We start from the raw sequence: 18,040 nt of genomic DNA on the forward strand, positions 1-18,040 counted from the left end.
CAAACATGCGGTCACGTAAGAAAAAGGGACTAATCCTGGTGCTTGTCCTGGCCTTGGTGCTCTCCATATGGACACTATATCCATCGCGGGATCGTAATCCGGGAACGGTACATGCGCTTGAGGACTTTGAGGCGGTATCGGGAACCGAGGATTCATTCAGTTATGAGCATTATCTGACTGCTCATGACAATACGGCCAAACCGGATGAAATTGTACGCATCGAAGGCGAATCTTATGTTCAGGCAGAGGATGGGGAATTTGAGGTTGTGCAAGGGTACGCCGGATTAGACGGAAATGCCGTAATTACGCCGGAAACTGGAACCATTCGCTGGGATGTTCCCGTTCAAGTGAGCGGTTTGTACAACATTCGCATTCACTATTATCCCGTAGAAGGCAAAAGTTCCGGGATCGAACGCAGGCTTGAGCTTAATGGTAAGGTCCCGTTCAGAGGGGCCGATATTCTTCTGTTTGACAGGGTATGGGGGAATCGCGAGGACAACGTCCGGCAGGACGATCGTGGCAATGAGCTTAGACCAAGACAAGTGGAACAGCCCGAATGGCAACTGACTTCCTTCAAGGACAGCGCAGGGTACTTTGAGGAACCGTTTCAGTTTTATTTTGAAAAAGGCAGTCAGAAGTTATCGCTCACTTCATTAAGAGAAAGCATGGCGATCGATTATATTGAGCTATATCAAGAAAGCGAAGTTCCTTCCTATGCAGAGCTGGAGCAAACCTACGCCTCACTTGGCTTGAAACAATCGGCTCCTGTCATGTTGAAAGTTCAGGGGGAGGAAGCTGTTAGCAAATCATCTCCTACACTGGCACCAATCTCGGACCGATCAAGTCCTTCACTCGAGCCTTATAATGTATCGAAAATTCGGATGAACGCCATCGGGGGCATTAACTGGAAACTGCCGGGCGAATGGATTGAATGGGAAATTGACGTGCCTGAAGACGGACTGTATCAACTGGCGCTTAAGGTAAAGCAGGATCAATTGCGTGGCATCTATGCCACCCGCAGTCTGACGATTAACGGCGAAGTTCCGTTTAAGGAAATGAAACGCATTCGATTTAACTACAGCCCGGCCTGGCAAACTCAGGTCTTGGGTGCGGGAGAAGATCAGCCATATCAGTTTCATCTGGAAAAAGGAAAACATCGAATCCGAATGACGGTTACACTTGGCGACATCGCTCCGCTGCTGCGGACCGTGGAATCCAGCGTGCTGGAACTGAATGAGATGTATCGTAAAATATTAATGATCACCTCCAACAGTCCGGACCCACTACGGGATTACCAGCTGGAACGGCGTATTCCAGAGATGACGGAGGTGTTTGAACGACAAGCTGACACCTTGCGTTCCGTTGCAGATTACCTGGAAAAGGCCACGGGTGAGCAAAGTGACAAAGTGGCCGTACTGCACGCTATGGTATTGCAGCTTGAAGATATGGCGGCCAGACCAGAGACGGTTCCCAAACGGCTGGATACGTTCAAAATTAACGTAGGTGGTCTCGGCACATGGATTCTATCGGTACGTGAACAGCCGATTACGTTGGATTACCTTGTTGTATCTCCGCCGGGTGAATCGTTGCCCAAAGCGGAAGCGAGCACCGTCCAGCAGGTGAAGCACGAACTGGGCGCATATGTTGCCTCGTATACCGAAGATTACGACAGCATTGGTAACGTGGAACAAAAAAAGGATGCCATCACCGTATGGATCACAACCGGACGAGATCAGGCCCAAGTACTGAAAGGCATGATCGACGATTCGTTTACCCCGGATACGGATGTATCTGTGCAGTTACGTCTCGTTCCGCCGAATATTTTGCTGCCCGCAACACTCTCGGGGGAAGGACCGGATGTTGCCATGCAGATGGGCGAAGACATTCCGGTGAACTATGCGATGAGGAATGCAACAGCGGATCTGAGCCAGTTCCCCGATTTCGAGGAAATTTCGGGCAGGTTCCGTGAAAGCGGATTGACGCCTTACCGCTACAACGACGGGGTATATGCCCTTCCGGAGCAACAGCATTTTCCAATGCTCTTTTACCGCAAAGATATCCTGAATGAACTGGGCCTCGAACCGCCAAAAACGTGGCAAGACGTATATAACGCCATCGCCGTGCTGCAGAAGCATAACATGGAGTTTTATCTGCCGATAGAGGATACGCTGAACAATGCCAACCTGGTTCCGAATTCAACCTTTGCGATGTTGTTATATCAGAATGACGGAACTTTCTACACCGAAGACCAGAAGAAAAGTGCACTGGATTCGGAGATTTCAATGGACGCGTTCAAGCGCTGGACGCAATTTTATACCAATTACAAGTTTCCGCTCAAAGCCGATTTTCCGAACCGCTTCCGTACCGGGGAAATGCCGATCGGAATTGCTGATTACACCACGTATAACATGCTGACGGTTATGGCTCCGGAAATCCGCAATCTCTGGGACTTTACGATTGTTCCGGGTACACAGCTTCCCGATGGGTCCATACGGCATGAAGTGGCCAGCGCTACGAGCGCGGTGATGATGCTCGAAAATGCTGACAACAAGGAAGCGGCGTGGAAGTTCATGAAGTGGTGGACTGCTGAGAAGACCCAGATTGAATACGGGAGAGAAATGGAAGGTCTTATGGGAGCGGCTGCCCGTTACCCGACGGCCAATATCGAAGCCTTGAAGCAATTGCCTTGGCCTGTGAAGGATTATCAAAATCTCGAGAAGCAATGGGAATGGGTACAGGGAATCCCGCAGCTTCCTGGAGGTTATTTCACGGGACGACATCTGGACAACGCCTTCCGCAAGGTGGTCAATGCAAATGAAAATCCGCGTGAAGCCTTATCGGACTATGTCTTGTACATTGATGATGAAATTGAGTTGAAACGCAAGGAATTTAATCTGAAATAGAGGAAAGGGAGGGTAACGGTTGCAAGCTAAAACTACCAAGACAGCCGCCGCTCCTGCCGTCCATACCCGCCAGGTCGGCTGGTGGTCCCTATTGAAGCGGGATCTGTATCTCAGCAGGCATTATTATGTATTGATGGCACCGTTTATGCTGATTTTTTTCATGTTTACTGTCATTCCGGTCGGCATTTCACTTGGGCTCAGCTTTTTTCACTTCAATATGCTGGAGCTGCCGCGATTTGTCGGCTGGCAGAACTATGCCCGGCTTTTCCTGAACGATGACGTCTTTCTGATCGCGCTCAAAAACACGCTGCTTTTTGCCGTAATTACAGGCCCTCTCAGTTATATTGCCTGCTTTTTGTTTGCGTGGATCATCAATGAGCTGTCTCCTAAAATTCGGGCGGTCATGACGCTGGTTTTCTATGCCCCATCCATATCGGGTAACGTCTTTTTCATCTGGCTGATCATCTTCTCGGGTGACAGCTACGGGTATATGAACGGCTTCCTGATGCGCCTTGGCGTCGTACTGGAACCAATCCAATGGCTCGCAGACGAGAAGTATGTACTGGCAATCGTCATTATTGTACAGCTGTGGCTGAGCCTGGGAACCAGCTTCCTGGCCTTTATTGCAGGACTGCAAACCATTGATCGTTCTCTGGTTGAAGCAGGAACCGTAGACGGGATCAAAAACCGCTGGCAGGAGCTCTGGTACATCACCTTGCCTTCGATGAGACCGCAGCTGATGTTTGGTGCGGTAATGCAGATTACCGCTTCCTTCGCCGTAGCTGAGATCTCCATCGCACTGGCAGGTTTCCCGAGCGTAAACTATGCGGCACACACAGTTGTCACACATCTGATGGACTTCGGAACCATTCGTTTCGAGATGGGCTATGCCTCGGCCATCGCAACGGTTCTGTTTGCCCTGATGCTGGGTACAAACGTTTTCACGCAAAAAATGCTTAGAAAGATAGGTGAATGACGATGACCAGCAAAGTACGTGCCGTGTTTGGCATGCCAAAAAGGCTTAATCGGTCATTTACCGTCAGCCTGATGTTATTTGCATTGCTGGGCGTGTTCGGCTCCTTTATGGTGCTTCCGCTCATCTATGCTGTCAACAATGCATTCAAGCCGCTGGATGAGCTGTTTATTTTCCCGCCGCGCTTCTGGGTGAACAATCCGACAACGGAGAATTTTGCCGATCTGATCAACCTCATGGGCAATTCGTGGGTGCCGTTATCCCGCTATATTGCCAACACATTGCTCATTACGATACTTGGCACAGCCGGGCATATCCTGCTTGCATCTGCAGCGGCTTATCCGCTGGCGAAATATCGTTTTCCGGGTTCCAAAGTGTTGTTCACCATTGTCATTCTGTCCCTGATGTTCTCGCCGCATGTTACGGCGATTCCGAACTACATGGTCATGTCCTGGCTTGGCTGGATTAACACTCATGCGTCCATTATTGTGCCATCACTTGCGTTCTCGCTGGGACTTTTCCTGATGAAACAGTTCATGGAGCAGATTCCCGATGCTTTGCTGGAGGCAGCCAAAATCGATGGAGCCAATGAATACCGGATATTCTGGAGCATCGTGATGCCCAATGTGAAGCCGGCATGGCTCACGCTCATGATCCTGCAGTTTCCAGCGTTATGGGGAACGGATGGCGGGAGTTTCATCTACAGTGAAAATCTCAAAACGCTGCATTATGCGCTCAGTCAGATTGTGCAGGGAGGGATTGCAAGGGCCGGTGTAGGTGCGGCTGTTGCCTTGCTGCTGATGATTGTACCGATCACTCTGTTTATCATCTCTCAGAGCAGTGTTATGCAGACGATGGCCACTTCGGGCATGAAAGAATAGAAAGGAGGCAGCGAGGTGCGGAGAAGCACATGGAAAAAACGTAAATCGATCATCATGGGCATGATCTGCCTCCTGTTGTTCGTTCAAGAGGCGCCCTATGTGAGTGCAGACGGTAAAACGGATGCGTATCATTATTCCTTCTGGGGTGACGCAGTTCCTTCACCCGCGGCATATGAGGCAACAACCATTATCACCGGCAAGAAGTTGAACACAACTCCTATGAAAGAGCCAAGCGACATGCATGTTACCGCCAATCAGCACGTCTTTGTGCTCGATTCGGGCAATGGCCGCATCATTGAGATGGATCGCAACTTCAAGCTGGTACGGACGATTGATTCATTTGAGCAGGAAGGCAAGGAAGATCATTTTAAAAATCCACAGGGATTGTACGTCACGGAAAAAGGCCATCTGCTGGTTGCTGATTCGGATAATCACCGGGTGGTGCATCTGGATGAACAGGGGAAGCTGGTCAAGATCGTGTCTGAACCAAAATCGGATCTGCTTAAAGAAGACTTCCAGTTTAAACCGATGCGGATTGTTATGGACAAGGGGGAGCGTATCTACGTCATGGCTGAAGGCGTATTTGATGGATTCATGGAGTTCAGCGCCGATGGTACGTTCTCTTCCTTCATTGGAGCGAACAGAGTTCAGGTGGACCCGGTGGAATATCTTTGGAAACGGTTTGCAACACGGGAGCAGCGGAGCCAGATGGTGATGTTCACTCCAACGGAATTTACCAATCTGGATATGGATGAAGAGGGCTTCATCTACGCCACTAGCGGGGATCGCGGCAAGGATCCGGTCAAGAAGCTGAATGCCCAGGGTACAGACATTTTGCGCAGAGAAGGCTATCAGACTCCGCAGGGTGATTTGCTGTATACCCAGGAAGCAGGGCCATCCCGCCTGATTGATGTGGATGTGGGTGACAGTGACATGTATTCCGTACTGGATTCCAGCAAGGGCCGAATCTTCACCTACAATGGAGACGGATACCTGCTCCATATTTATGGCGGCATTGGGAACCGGCTGGGCCAATTTAATACACCTGTTGCCCTGGAACGTGCGGGAGATCGGATGTTAGTTCTGGATAAAGCGCTGGGTGAAATCACCGTCTTTCAAACAACTGAATACGGACGTACACTCCACGAAGCGGTGCGCAGCTACTATAACGGTGATGAAGATCAATCTTCGGTGCTGTTTGCCCAAGCTGCCGAGATGAACGCTAACTTGGAATATGCGTATGCGGGAATTGGCAAAGCATTGCTTCGTCAGAAGGAATACGCCGAGTCTGCGAAATATTTCAAGCGCAGCATGGAGCCCAAAGGGTATTCCAAAGCTTTTCTTTTGTACCGCAAAGAGCTGATGCGTGAGCATTTTTCATGGATGATGTCCGGTATATTCCTGGCTGTCGCTGCGATTGTCACCGTCATCATCGTTCGCAGGCAGAAAAGGAGGACTACGAATGCAGGCATCAAGTAAGCAACTATACCAGTACCCGCTGCATCTGATTTTTCATCCGTTTGACGGATACTGGGAACTGAAATATGAACGGAACCAGAGAAACTCACTGCTGATTGCTTTCATGATCCTGGTGCTTCTGGTCATCACCAAAATTTTGCATGCCCAGTACAGCGGTTTTCTCATTAATCTCAGTAATCCAAAGTACCTGAACAGTCTGCTCGAAATGTTATATGTCATTGTACCGGTACTGTTTTGGTGTGTGGCGAACTGGTCGTTAACCACATTGATGGACGGGGAAGGCAAGTTCTCCGAGATTTTCATGTCAACGTGCTTTGCACTGGTACCGTTGTTACTCATTCATTTTCCATGGATCTGGCTGAGTCTTGTGATCTCTGCGCAGGAAACTGCCTTTTATTATTTCTCCAATGCACTCGCCGTTGTATGGACGGTATATCTGTTATTTGTGGGGAATATGACGGTTCATCAGTACACACCAGCCAAAACGGTGCTCACGATGCTGCTGACACTTGTAGCGATGGCGTTTATGGCATTTCTATGCCTGTTATTCTTTAGTCTTGTACAGCAGATTGTATCGTTTGTTGTAACCATCTATCAGGAATTAGTGCTTCGGGGCTAAGGGAGGAGGAAATTGTTATGAATTATACCGTAGCCAAAAAAATAACAGGAATGCTGCTCGCGGGCAGTCTGCTTCTGGGCGGTTGTCAATTCTCGCCAACACCGCTCGCTCACGAGACAGTGACTGCCGCTGATCAGACGGACTTTCCCTCCCTGCCTCCCGGAGAGAAACTGAAATCATCGTTCAGCGATGTCCGCCTTCCCGGCATGGTAGGCATTGCGCAGAATGCTGCGCTGCAATTGTTCATTAACGAAGAGACTGCCGAGATTGCAGTGATTCACACGCAGAGCGGCCAGATCTGGCGCAGCAATCCTGCAGATCGTGAGCAGGATGGGGTTGCAGCCGGGATAAACAAAGACCTATTGTCATCACAAACGAAGCTCAGCTTCTTCAACAGCCTCGGACAGAGCAGCACCGTGAATTCCTTCACGGATAGTGTTGCACACAAGCAAATAAGCTACGAGGTGCTGCCAAGCGGCGTGCGGGTCCACTACCAGTTTGGAAGCACTGAGCGATCCATAGAAGACTTGCCGATGAAGATCAGCAAGGAGCGATTTGAACAAAGGCTGCTTGCACAGCTAGACAAGGCCGGGCAACGGGCCTTGAAGGTCGGCTATGCGGAAGACAAGGATGAAGGCGCTTACGTCCGGATTGATAAGGCGATGCAAGGATTGCAATTGTCCCGGGCCTTGAAGGCTTTTGACACAGCCGGTTACACATCGGAGGATCTGGCTCAGGATCATGCCGAGTTTGGCATTGAAGAGGAACGAAGTGGACCACGGCTGTTTATGCTTACGATGGAATATGAGCTGGATGAAGAGGATCTGCTTGTACGTGTTCCGTCCTCAGGCATTCATTTTCCGGAGGAATATCCGATCAACAGCATATCTGTAATGGATTACTTCGGGGCTGGGGGTTCAGAAGAAGAGGGCTCCATACTGGTTCCGGACGGTTCGGGAGCGCTGATCCATTTTAACAATGGCAAGCTGCAGTATCCTGCCTATCAACAAGATATATATGGACCGGATATGACCATGAAACTACGGGAAGCAAGTTCGAATGAAGCCAGAGTTAGGTTGCCGGTATTTGGACTGATTCGGAAAGAGGGAGCTTTTCTGGGCATTATTGAAGAAGGGGATGCCGTTGCAGTTGTGAATGCCGATATCAGCGGCAAGCTGAACAGCTACAACAACGTATATCCCAGCTTCTATGTGGTGAACAAGAGCGATGTGACGCTTCAGGCAAGTGATATGGTTCGTACACTTCCGAAATTCCAGAAGAAACCGACCGCGTCTGATTTCGTCGTTCGATATGCTTTTGTCGGGGCAGATAAGGCCTCGTACTCGGGGCTTGCATCTCTCTATCGGGATTATCTGATGCAAAACGGCGGACTTCCCGAGTTAAACGCCAGCAAAGAGCAGAGTAACGTTCCCTTTTATCTGCAACTGTTCGGCGGCATGACAACAAGGCAGCATATGCTGGGCATACCGTATGATTCAACGGAGGCTTTGACCACGTTTGATGAAGCCAAAAACATTCTCTCCGCCTTGACGGAGAAGAAGGTATCCAATATTCAGGTGCGCTATGCGGGATGGCTTAACGGCGGACTTCATCATCGACTGCCGGATTCCATCCAAGTAGATGGCGCGGTAGGCGGGAAAAAGGGATTGCGGGATTTCAGCGCATACACACAAGAAGCGGGCATCGGCTTCTATCCCGATATCGCTCTGCTGAATGTGCAATCCAAAAAAGGGTTTAAACCGTCCAAGGAAGCTTCACGCACATTAACTCAGGAACCGGCGGTCTTGTATCCGATGAACCAGGCCATCCAGCGGCGGGACCGGGATCGTTCACCAACCTATGTGCTTTCGCCCAACAAGCTGGAGGACGTGACGGCAGACATGTTAGATGAGCTGAGGTCCCTTCAAAAGGATGGACTCTCACTAAGCCTGAATGATCTGGCAGCTCAGTTAAACAGCGATATGAATCCGAAAAAGCTGGTGGACCGAACACAAGCGCTTGGCTCCGTAAAGAAGGCACTTGAACAGATCGGGCAGCAGGCTGGCTCGCTTGTTGCTGAAGGCGGGAACGCTTATGCCCTGCCGTATGTAACTGGTCTGACAGATGCGCCGATGACCAGCAGTCGTTTCAAGCTGGAGGATGAAGAGATTCCGTTCTATCAGCTCGTTGTACACGGCAGCATCGGTTATACGGGGACGCCATACAATCTCTCCACATATACCAATGCAAGGCAATATGTGCTGAAGCTGATTGAATATGGAGCCAGTCCTTACTTTGCATGGTTCAATGCGCCAAACCATGTTGTGAAAGAAACGGATTATGATGATCTCTACGCGGCGAATTATGAACAATGGATCGATCTGGCTGCCGAGATCTACAACGAGGTGAACCAGGTGAACCAACCGTTTGCCGGACGTTCCATGATGTCCCATGAATCCCTGGAGGAGGGCGTCTTCCGGACAACATATGAAGGTGGCGGGTTCGTAATTGTCAATTATAACGACTTCCCTGTAGAAGTTGACAACGATACAGTGGAAGCCCAAAGCTATGTGACTGGTGGTGAGCAGCTCTGAAGACGCTCCTGAAATGGAAATGGGGAAGTCGTACGTATGCTCAGCAGAAAGCCATGTGGGGCGTAATCTACGTGCTTCCCTGGCTCATTGGTTTTGTGTTGTTTTTCTTCATTCCGCTGTTAGCCTCTCTGCGATACAGCATGAGTACAATTCAGGCTAACGCGGAAGGCATAGCAATTCAGTTCAACGGTGTTGCCAATTATATTCAGGCGCTGACCGTTAATACAAGCTTTAACCGTGCGTTAATTGAGGCGATCACAGACGTGCTCATCAACGTACCGCTTATCGTTATATTCAGTCTGTTCCTTGCCGTCATCCTGAATCAGAAGTTCAGGGGCCGGGCTGTAGCGCGGTCGATCTTTTTCCTGCCCGTTATTCTGGCATCGGGAGTGATTATGACACTGGAGAGCACCAGCCTGATTGAAGCGGTTAATCAGAGTAGCACAGGTGGAAGCTCACTCGGGACATTTGAACTCGAAAATCTGATGGTTAACGCCGGAGTGAGCGATTGGATCGTTACGTATCTGAGTAGCGCCGTAGATCGGATCTATCAGATCGTCAGTCAATCCGGTGTACAGATTTTGATCTTTTTGGCAGGGATCCAGACGATTTCCCCTCAACTGTATGAGGCTTCGAAGATGGAAGGGGCAACGGGTTATGAAGCCTTTTGGAAAATTACGTTCCCAATGGTCAGCCCGCTTATTTTTGTCAATGCGATCTATACAATCATTGATTCGTTTGCCAATAACGCCATGACGGAACTGATCCGGGATACCGGCTTCGTCAAATTTGACTTTGGATTAAGTTCTGCCATGGCATGGGTCTACTTTCTGGCCATTGCCATCATTCTGGTTATCGTAAACATCATTTTCTCGAAGCGAGTCTTCTATCAAGATTAGAAAGGAGGGTGTCCCACGTGACAACATCACGATTATTATCGCTGGAGCATTGGAAAGGCTGGCTGTGGGCCATGATCCGATTCGTTCTGATTACCGGGCTTTCCTTCGTTATCCTGTTTCCCATATTTCAGAAGGTTTCCACATCCATCAAAGCTAAAGGTGATCTGTATTCGGCAGTGGTGGTGTGGATTCCACAGAACTTCTCCATCGACAATTTCAAAGAGGCGATACGCGTGATGGATTACTGGGCAACGCTGTTTAATACGTTTGCCCTGTCTGCAACGACTACACTGCTGACTACAGCATCCTGTGCACTTGCAGGATACGGATTCGCCAGACTGAAATTCAGGGGAAGCAACTGGCTGTTTGCTGGTGTAATTCTAACGATTCTTGTACCGCCAACGACCATTCTCATTCCGGTATACCTGAATCTGAAAAGCTTTGACCTGATGGGGCTTATGACGCTTATAGCCGGCAAACCTGTTAATTTGCTTAATACCTATTGGCCGTTTATTCTGACGGCGATTACGGCCAATTCACTTAAGGCCGGCTTGTACATCTTTATCTTCCGGCAATTCTTCAGAGGTATTCCGAAGGAAGTGGAGGAGGCGGCCTATGTGGACGGCGCGGGCATCGGACGAACATTTTCAAGAATTATGCTGCCCAATGCCATTCCGTCCATGGTAACAGTCATGCTGTTTTCCTTCGTATGGCAGTGGAACGACAGCTTTTATACGACGACTTATCTGACTTCAAGTAAAGTCATGTCGACTCAGTTATCGTCCCTTCCGTATAATCTGGCCCAGCAGGTTACTGACGGTGCAGCTTCCCAGGCCGATCCGTTCTATTTGAGCATGATCCAAGATACAGGAATTCTTCTTGCCATTCTGCCTTTGATCATCATCTATTTGTTTGTGCAACGATATTTCGTAGAGAGTGTAGAGCGTACGGGAATCGTCGGTTAAGTTAAGTTCTTCTGTACGTTAGGAGTGGGATCAGACTGGAAGAGGGAGGAGGAACTTCATGCAACATTCCATCTGTGAAAAGGGGGCATGTAACGATCTCATGAACGTCTGCTCACAGCAGGGGGATCCTTCCCTGCGCAGGATCCCCCTGCTGGTGTGGAACGGGCTGCGGGAGCGGGCGCCGACCCTGAGCGATCTGTTTGATCAGAGATACTCTGACGGAACTTACCTCGCATTATTGCAAGGCAATATATCAGATCAGGAGGAATTAAAGTGAAGAAGTTCATGACATCTTGTAAACTTGTACTCATTCTGGCTTTATTGATCACAATTGCTCCATGGGGAGGCAGCCGTGCCGAAGCATGGGTGGGCATGCCGATGGGCAAGCTGCACGTAAACGGCAAAAACCTGGTGAACAGCAACAACCAGCCTGTGCTACTGAACGGTTGGCATCAACCCTCAGGTGCCTACTGGACATATCAGGACAGCAATTATTATCTCAATCTGCACGGCAATAACCGTCATGCAGCTACACTGGCTTATCTGAAAGACATTACCGATACTTTTGCTGACACCAGCGCGAAGTACGGAAGCAATCATGGCTGGAATATGAATCAGGTGCGTCTGTTCATCGATCGTCAGGACATGGGAGATGTGGCTGCTGGTACATATAACTTTGCCGGTGTGCAGACCGTTACGCAAAATGTAATTATTCCGTACATTCAATATGCCAAAACAAAAGGTGTCTATGTTGTCCTGGGACTGGACTTCACACTGAAGGATGATCAGGCAACAACACCTGCCAACCTGCAAAAATTCAACGAAATCTGGGGTTATCTCGCTTCACGCCCGGAGATCAAAAGTGCAGACAACGTTCACTTCGAACTGATCAACGAACCGGTGAAATCCTATGCCAATGGACATTGGGGTGGATACAACGGGGAAAATGACTTTGTGGATCACTGGAATGACTTGCGTAATTTCCAAAATTCCATGATTTCAACAATTCGTAGCAAAGGTGCGGACAACGTCATCTGGGCGGCAGGTCTGGGATACAACCAATTTTACAGCTTGACGGCAAGCCATCCATTGACTGATCCGCTCAATAACTATGGATATGCGGTTCACTGGTACCCTGGTTATGGCGCATATGACAACTTCTCTATCCTGCAAGACCAGTGGAATACCAACGTGAAGGCAGCTGCTGACAAATATCCGATTAATATTACCGAGGTAACCTGGTTCAAAAACAAACCTGGCGATTCGGCCTATTGGAACTTGTTTAATGGTAGCAATGAAGGTTTTGGCACCAATACCAAAACGATTTTCAACGCATCAGGTAATGTCAGCATTGCAGCTCATATGAACGGATTCATTCTAAGTGAAGGACCACGAAGCTCCTTTGCCGACCCAACGGCTGGACTGAAATGGGATGGAGATGCTTCACGGAGTGCCATGGGACGATTCCTGTTCAACTGGTACCATGAACGTGCTCAGACTTACCCGGGCAGTGGACAAGGCGGCGGACCGACAACGGGTCTTGTATCCGGTGCAACTTATAAAATCGTAGCCCGGCATTCCAACAAAGTTGTTGATGTTCCTGGTGGTCAAAATGAAAATAATCTTCAGCTCCAGCAGTGGAGTGATCTGGGCGGTAACCCTCAGAAGTGGGTTCTGACCTCGATCGGTAGCGGCAACTATACACTGACAAGTGTGAACTCACCGGACAAAGTCATCGATATTCGCAACGGTACCCTCACCAATGGGGAAGCGGTTCAACTCATGAGCAATCTGAACACAACCGCTCAGCATTTTAAGGTCAATGATCTTGGTAACGGGTACTGGAGTATCATCAACGTGAACAGCAATAAAGCGATTGAAGTGGCAAACGCTTCCACTTCGGATGGAGCCTTGCTGCAGCAGAGCACCTACACAGGTGCTACAAACCAACAATGGAAATTTGTTGCCGTTAGCAATTAATAAGCACAACATTAAACAAAAACCTCCCCAAGTCATTCCATGTCTTGGAGAGGTTTTTTGCGTTTGTTTTTGATACTTTGGGATGGATGTCATGCGAAGGTAAAATACAACTATATTTGTGCGCTAACCCGCAGACCAACAATTATTTTCATGCAAGCATTGTACGCTACAGTATGTAAATGTACCATAAGGAAGAAGTTGTACCTTCACCAGGAAGAAATGCCCGGTGTATCATTGAACAGCTACCTTAACACAGAGAAATGTAAGCGCTCGATAAAAAAAGGGAGGGTACATATGCAGCTCCTATGGTCCAAATTTTCACCCGTGTTCCGCCGATTCCTCATTTCGTATCTTGTCATTCTGATGATTCCTCAAATTGCGGGATATGCCTCTTACCGAGCTTCTATTGAAGCGGCCCGTTCCAGTTCCATTGAAAACAGCTTGAAGTCGCTGAGTCTCGGGAAAGAGATCATTGAGCGTAACCTTCTTCAAGTTGAAGCCTTTACCAGGCAGCTTGCCGTCAATCCCGATTTGCAAAATTTAATTGCTGGCCCAAAGCCGCATGATCTCTACAATGTCTACGGTATGAACCGTATGCAGCGGAGCCTCTCCATGTACAGCAGTACCAATGATTACTTGTCCCATTTCTTCATTCACATTCCGAACTACAATGCCATCATCACACCAAGAACTGTGTATTATCGTCCAGAGCATTATTATGCTGCCAATCAGCTGGACGGTATGTCGTTTGAACAATGGCATGACCAAATTCTCAAACAACCACACTTTAATGAAATCATACCGCTTCGAAACTATAAACGTGAAATACTCGGCACTGTGCTTGCAGACGTTCCCGCCATTACGTTTCTGCAATCTCTGCCTTTGAACAGCTTCAACAAACCGCAAGCGACGATTGGTGTCATGATTGATCAGGATCAGATGGCCAGCCTTACTCAAAATATTGTGGATCAATATGGCGGCTGGACTCTCGTCACTGATGCGGAAGGACAGATCATTTTCTCCCATGGCATTGAACAAGCCGAAGCCGAGCAAATGGCACAGAGTCGCCAGAGAGAAGATAACGCTGCGGAAACGGAGCTGAACGTGCAGAATGTACAGCCTGGAAGTGATGGTCGGCTGCTGATATCGATGCAGTCCAGTCAAAATGGATGGAATTACATGGCAGGGATTCCGGAGAAAGCACTCATGACAAAAGCGGACCAAATCAAACAAGTCACGCTGGTCTTTACTTTGGCAACCATTGCCTTGGGACTGTTATTCGGGCTAGTTCTGGCCTATCGGAATAGTGCACCCGTTTACAGATTGTTGGCCTCTTTTCGGGAACAAATCACCGATTCCCCAGGCAGACGGGGCAATGAATATGATTTTTTGGCAAGCCATATTAACAATCTCATTGCTAATAATGACTCACTTAAAAACGCCATGAATGAGCAGATTCCGTTATTGAGAGACGGTTTTATCAAACGTTTGTTAACGGGAGAAGTCTATACCTCACTTGAGTTGGAGGTTATCTCATCCCAGGCGCACATTTCTCTTCATAGCAGCAAGGGCTTGGCAGGCTTAGTGAAGGTAAACGGATATGCCAATCCGGACAGTGAAGAAACGATCCATGAACTGGGTGTCGCAAGGCTGCTCATCAAACAGGTACTTACAGAGTGGAATGCGCAGCTGCTGATCACGGATTGGGGAACAGACCAGATCGCTTTTGCCTGTCCATTGGATGAGAACCAACTGAATGAAACTATAGGGAGATGTGAAAAAGAGCTGAACACCTTGATGGAAGTGATCTACCGGGAGCATCGGATATCCACAACAATTGGCACAGGTGCAGCTTACGAGGTCTGGAATGATGCAGGGCGTTCCTTTGACGAAGCCAAACAAGCTCTGGATTATGCCATTCATATGGGAACAGATCATCTGGTGAGATTTGAAGATACGATGAAGGAAAATGAAATGTTCTATTATCCGATTGAGTCTGAACAGCGCCTGCTGAACACAATCAAAGTCGGGGAGCCTGAAGAGGCGATACGCATTCTGGAGCAATTGTTTCTTCGTAATTTAGAAGAGCGGGAACTGTCCTACGAGATGACACAGCAGTTCATCATGGAGCTGAAGGGGACTTTTCTGAAGCTGGACGAACCCAAATTCAAGCTGGATGCCTCCCTGCTGGAGGAATATAAAACCCGGGTGACATCCATTCAGATGACAGAAACGATCACTTCGCTGCGGGCAAAATTCAAACGGTTAACGGAAGACATCTGCGGTGATTTCCAGAGAAGAAGAGCAGGAGCACATGCGGATACTGTAAGCGAAATGATTTGTTTTATCCAACAACATTATGGGGATGCAAACTTGACGATCTATCGGATTGCCGAGCACATGAGCAAGTCCGAGAAGTTTATATCCCAACTATTCAAAGAACATACGGGAGAGAATCTTTCCGATTATGTAGAACGGGTACGCATCGATGCTGCCTCGAACTTGTTGCACTCCACCGGTCAGACCATTGACGAGATAGCGGAGGCCACCGGGTATAATAGTGCACATTCATTCCGCCGAGCTTTCAAGCGGGTACGCGGCATTTCTCCGAGTGTATTTCGGAAAATGGACGTTCATAGCGGTTAATGTAGGCTGTTTCTCGGGAACTATATTCGCTATTTGTACTTTCTCAGCGTAACTGTACCTTTACGCATCCCCAGCGCAATCTTATGATTACTCAAAAAGTAAGCGCTACCAAGTTGAGCTGAAGTTCAGCACGATTTGGAGCCAAGAATGGGGGGATGATTCTGAGAACCACAATGACCAGTGAATCAAAGTCCGTGGAGAAACCAAGTAAACCGTTTGCCTTGAAGCAAGCATTATTCAGAAGCTGGAGGCGACATTGGCAGCTATATCTGCTGATCCTGCCACCGATTGCTTACTTTATTATTTTCAAGTATGTACCTATGGTGAATGCGGTCCTGGCATTTAAAGATTACAACGTCATCAAGGGGATCTGGGGCAGTCCGTGGGCCGGAACCAAGTATTTCGAATTACTTTTTAAAAATCCAGCGTTTGTCATGCTGATCAAGAACACACTCTACATTTCGTTTTACAGCCTGATCGTTGGTTTCCCGATTCCTATATTACTGGCGCTCGCGCTGAACGAAATCAAAAACATACGATTCAAAAAAACAGTACAAATGGTGACGTATGCTCCATATTTCATCTCTACCGTTGTTATGGTCTCCATCATTATGCTCTTTCTGTCTCCTAGGCTGGGTATTGTCAACACGATTGCAGGCGCCCTTGGTTTCGAAGCAGTGAATTTTCTCGGTGAGCCTGGACTGTTTCGATCCATCTACGTATTCTCCGATGTGTGGCAGGGAATGGGGTACTCCGCTGTGATATATCTGGCTGCTCTGGCAGGTGTTGATCCATCCCTGTATGAAGCCGCCAAAGTGGACGGAGCCAACCGAATACAGAAAATCATCAATGTTGATCTGCCTGGACTACTTCCGGCAGCCGTCATCATTCTGATCCTGAGTGTAGGGAATATCATGGCCGTTGGGTTCGAAAAAATATATTTGCTGCAAAATCCGCTCAACCTGTCTGCTTCGGAGATCATCTCCACGTATGTCTATAAAATAGGATTGCTGAATGCCAATTACAGCTTCGCTACTGCGGTTGGCCTGTTCAACTCGGTGATTAACCTGATTCTGCTATTAATTGTAAACGCGGTTGCCAAGCGACTGTCCAATACAAGCTTATGGTAACGGGAGCGAAAGGAGGAGAATCAACCCATGCCTAACACACAGACAAATGCAGGTCGTTCGCGGATCAAGAGCACCAGTACGATTCGTGAATCCTGGGGAGACCGAGTATTTATAACGGTTGTTTACTTCATGTTGACAGTGGTGCTGATTGCCGTGCTGTATCCCTTGATATATATTGTGAGTTCTTCGCTCAGCAGCCCTGCTGCCGTCTCCTCGGGAAAAGTCTGGTTGTGGCCCATTGACCTGACGTTTGACGGTTACAAGTCTGTATTGCGGAATGATCAAGTCCTTACCGGTTATGCCAATTCCCTTTTTTATACAGCCTGCGGCACCTTCATCAGCGTGGCACTGACCATTATGATTGCTTATCCATTATCCAAAAAAACGTTTGTTGGTCGCAGCTCGTTAATGATGTTTATTACCTTCACCATGTTGTTCTCAGGCGGTTTGATCCCTACCTATCTGGTGGTCAAAACCATGGGACTGATTGATACCCGTTGGGCGTTGCTGATTCCCAATGCCGTCTGGGTATGGCAAGTCATCATTGCCCGTACCTTTTTTCAGAATTCGATACCGGAAGAATTGTCCGAAGCAGCAGACATCGATGGCTGCAGTGACATCCGGTTTATCTTCAGTATTATCCTGCCACTCGCCAAACCGATTATCGCCGTGTTGTCACTTATGTACGCTGTCGGTCAGTGGAATGCATACTTTGACGCCCTCATCTATCTGAAATCACAGTCGCTCTATCCGCTACAGCTGATATTACGTAGCATTCTTATTCTGAACAGCAGTACGGGGAGCATGGATGCATCGGAAATGATCAAACAGCAGCAGATGGCTGAACTCATGAAGTACTCGTTAATTGTGATGGCCAGCTTGCCGGTGCTAATCATCTATCCTTTTGTTCAACGGTATTTCGTGCAAGGTATGCTGATTGGCTCAGTTAAAGGATAAGTTCATTTTTTCTA

Annotated in this window: 13 protein-coding genes; all 13 read left to right on the forward strand. The window is 48.3% G+C overall.

The features are described 5' to 3' along the window. The first annotated feature begins 5 nt into the window (after window positions 1-5). The 13 genes from MHI52_RS15170 to MHI52_RS15230 all read left to right on the forward strand — a co-directional run bounded on the left by MHI52_RS15170 (window position 6) and on the right by MHI52_RS15230 (window position 18,026). A complete protein-coding gene (locus tag MHI52_RS15170) occupies window positions 6-2,903 on the forward strand; it encodes an extracellular solute-binding protein (RefSeq protein ID WP_315372264.1) in 2,898 nt (965 codons plus the stop codon). A 19-nt stretch (window positions 2,904-2,922) separates the two neighbouring features. Then, window positions 2,923-3,879 (forward strand): sugar ABC transporter permease, encoded by a 957-nt coding sequence (locus tag MHI52_RS15175; protein ID WP_315372265.1) that lies wholly within the window; start codon window positions 2,923-2,925, stop codon window positions 3,877-3,879. A gap of 2 nt (window positions 3,880-3,881) precedes the next feature. Continuing rightward, window positions 3,882-4,757, forward strand: coding sequence for a carbohydrate ABC transporter permease (locus tag MHI52_RS15180; RefSeq protein ID WP_026081082.1), 876 nt, complete (start codon window positions 3,882-3,884; stop codon window positions 4,755-4,757). Between the two features lie 15 nt (window positions 4,758-4,772). Then, complete coding sequence (locus tag MHI52_RS15185; RefSeq protein WP_076253037.1) at window positions 4,773-6,236, forward strand: NHL repeat-containing protein; 1,464 nt, start codon at window positions 4,773-4,775, stop codon at window positions 6,234-6,236. Next, entirely contained in the window at window positions 6,220-6,855 is a 636-nt protein-coding gene (locus tag MHI52_RS15190; RefSeq protein ID WP_339199698.1) for a YIP1 family protein, read from the forward strand. Before MHI52_RS15185 ends, MHI52_RS15190 begins: the two co-directional genes overlap by 17 nt. A gap of 17 nt (window positions 6,856-6,872) precedes the next feature. After that, window positions 6,873-9,449 carry a DUF5696 domain-containing protein gene (locus tag MHI52_RS15195; protein ID WP_405159311.1) on the forward strand — a complete coding sequence of 859 codons (2,577 nt, stop codon included), beginning with the start codon at window positions 6,873-6,875 and terminating at the stop codon, window positions 9,447-9,449. Window positions 9,450-9,502: 53 nt separating this feature from the next. Next, window positions 9,503-10,348 (forward strand): carbohydrate ABC transporter permease, encoded by an 846-nt coding sequence (locus MHI52_RS15200; RefSeq protein WP_082219083.1) that lies wholly within the window; start codon window positions 9,503-9,505, stop codon window positions 10,346-10,348. Between the two features lie 17 nt (window positions 10,349-10,365). Then, entirely contained in the window at window positions 10,366-11,313 is a 948-nt protein-coding gene (locus tag MHI52_RS15205; protein ID WP_036615897.1) for a carbohydrate ABC transporter permease, read from the forward strand. A gap of 58 nt (window positions 11,314-11,371) precedes the next feature. Continuing rightward, window positions 11,372-11,590 carry a hypothetical protein gene (locus MHI52_RS15210; protein ID WP_405159312.1) on the forward strand — a complete coding sequence of 73 codons (219 nt, stop codon included), beginning with the start codon at window positions 11,372-11,374 and terminating at the stop codon, window positions 11,588-11,590. Then, complete coding sequence (locus MHI52_RS15215; protein WP_076253040.1) at window positions 11,587-13,293, forward strand: RICIN domain-containing protein; 1,707 nt, start codon at window positions 11,587-11,589, stop codon at window positions 13,291-13,293. The genes MHI52_RS15210 and MHI52_RS15215 overlap by 4 nt, the downstream gene beginning before the upstream one ends. Before the next feature lie 294 nt (window positions 13,294-13,587). Continuing rightward, on the forward strand, window positions 13,588-15,939 hold the full coding sequence (locus MHI52_RS15220) for a helix-turn-helix domain-containing protein (RefSeq protein ID WP_405159313.1): 2,352 nt from the start codon (window positions 13,588-13,590) through the stop codon (window positions 15,937-15,939). A gap of 275 nt (window positions 15,940-16,214) precedes the next feature. Next, complete coding sequence (locus tag MHI52_RS15225; RefSeq protein WP_036671100.1) at window positions 16,215-17,069, forward strand: sugar ABC transporter permease; 855 nt, start codon at window positions 16,215-16,217, stop codon at window positions 17,067-17,069. A gap of 27 nt (window positions 17,070-17,096) precedes the next feature. Next, entirely contained in the window at window positions 17,097-18,026 is a 930-nt protein-coding gene (locus MHI52_RS15230) for a carbohydrate ABC transporter permease (RefSeq protein ID WP_127548526.1), read from the forward strand. Window positions 18,027-18,040: the final 14 nt, after the last annotated feature.

Source organism: Paenibacillus sp. FSL H8-0283, assembly GCF_045040675.1.
Taxonomy (GTDB): Bacteria; Bacillota; Bacilli; order Paenibacillales; family Paenibacillaceae; genus Paenibacillus; species Paenibacillus amylolyticus.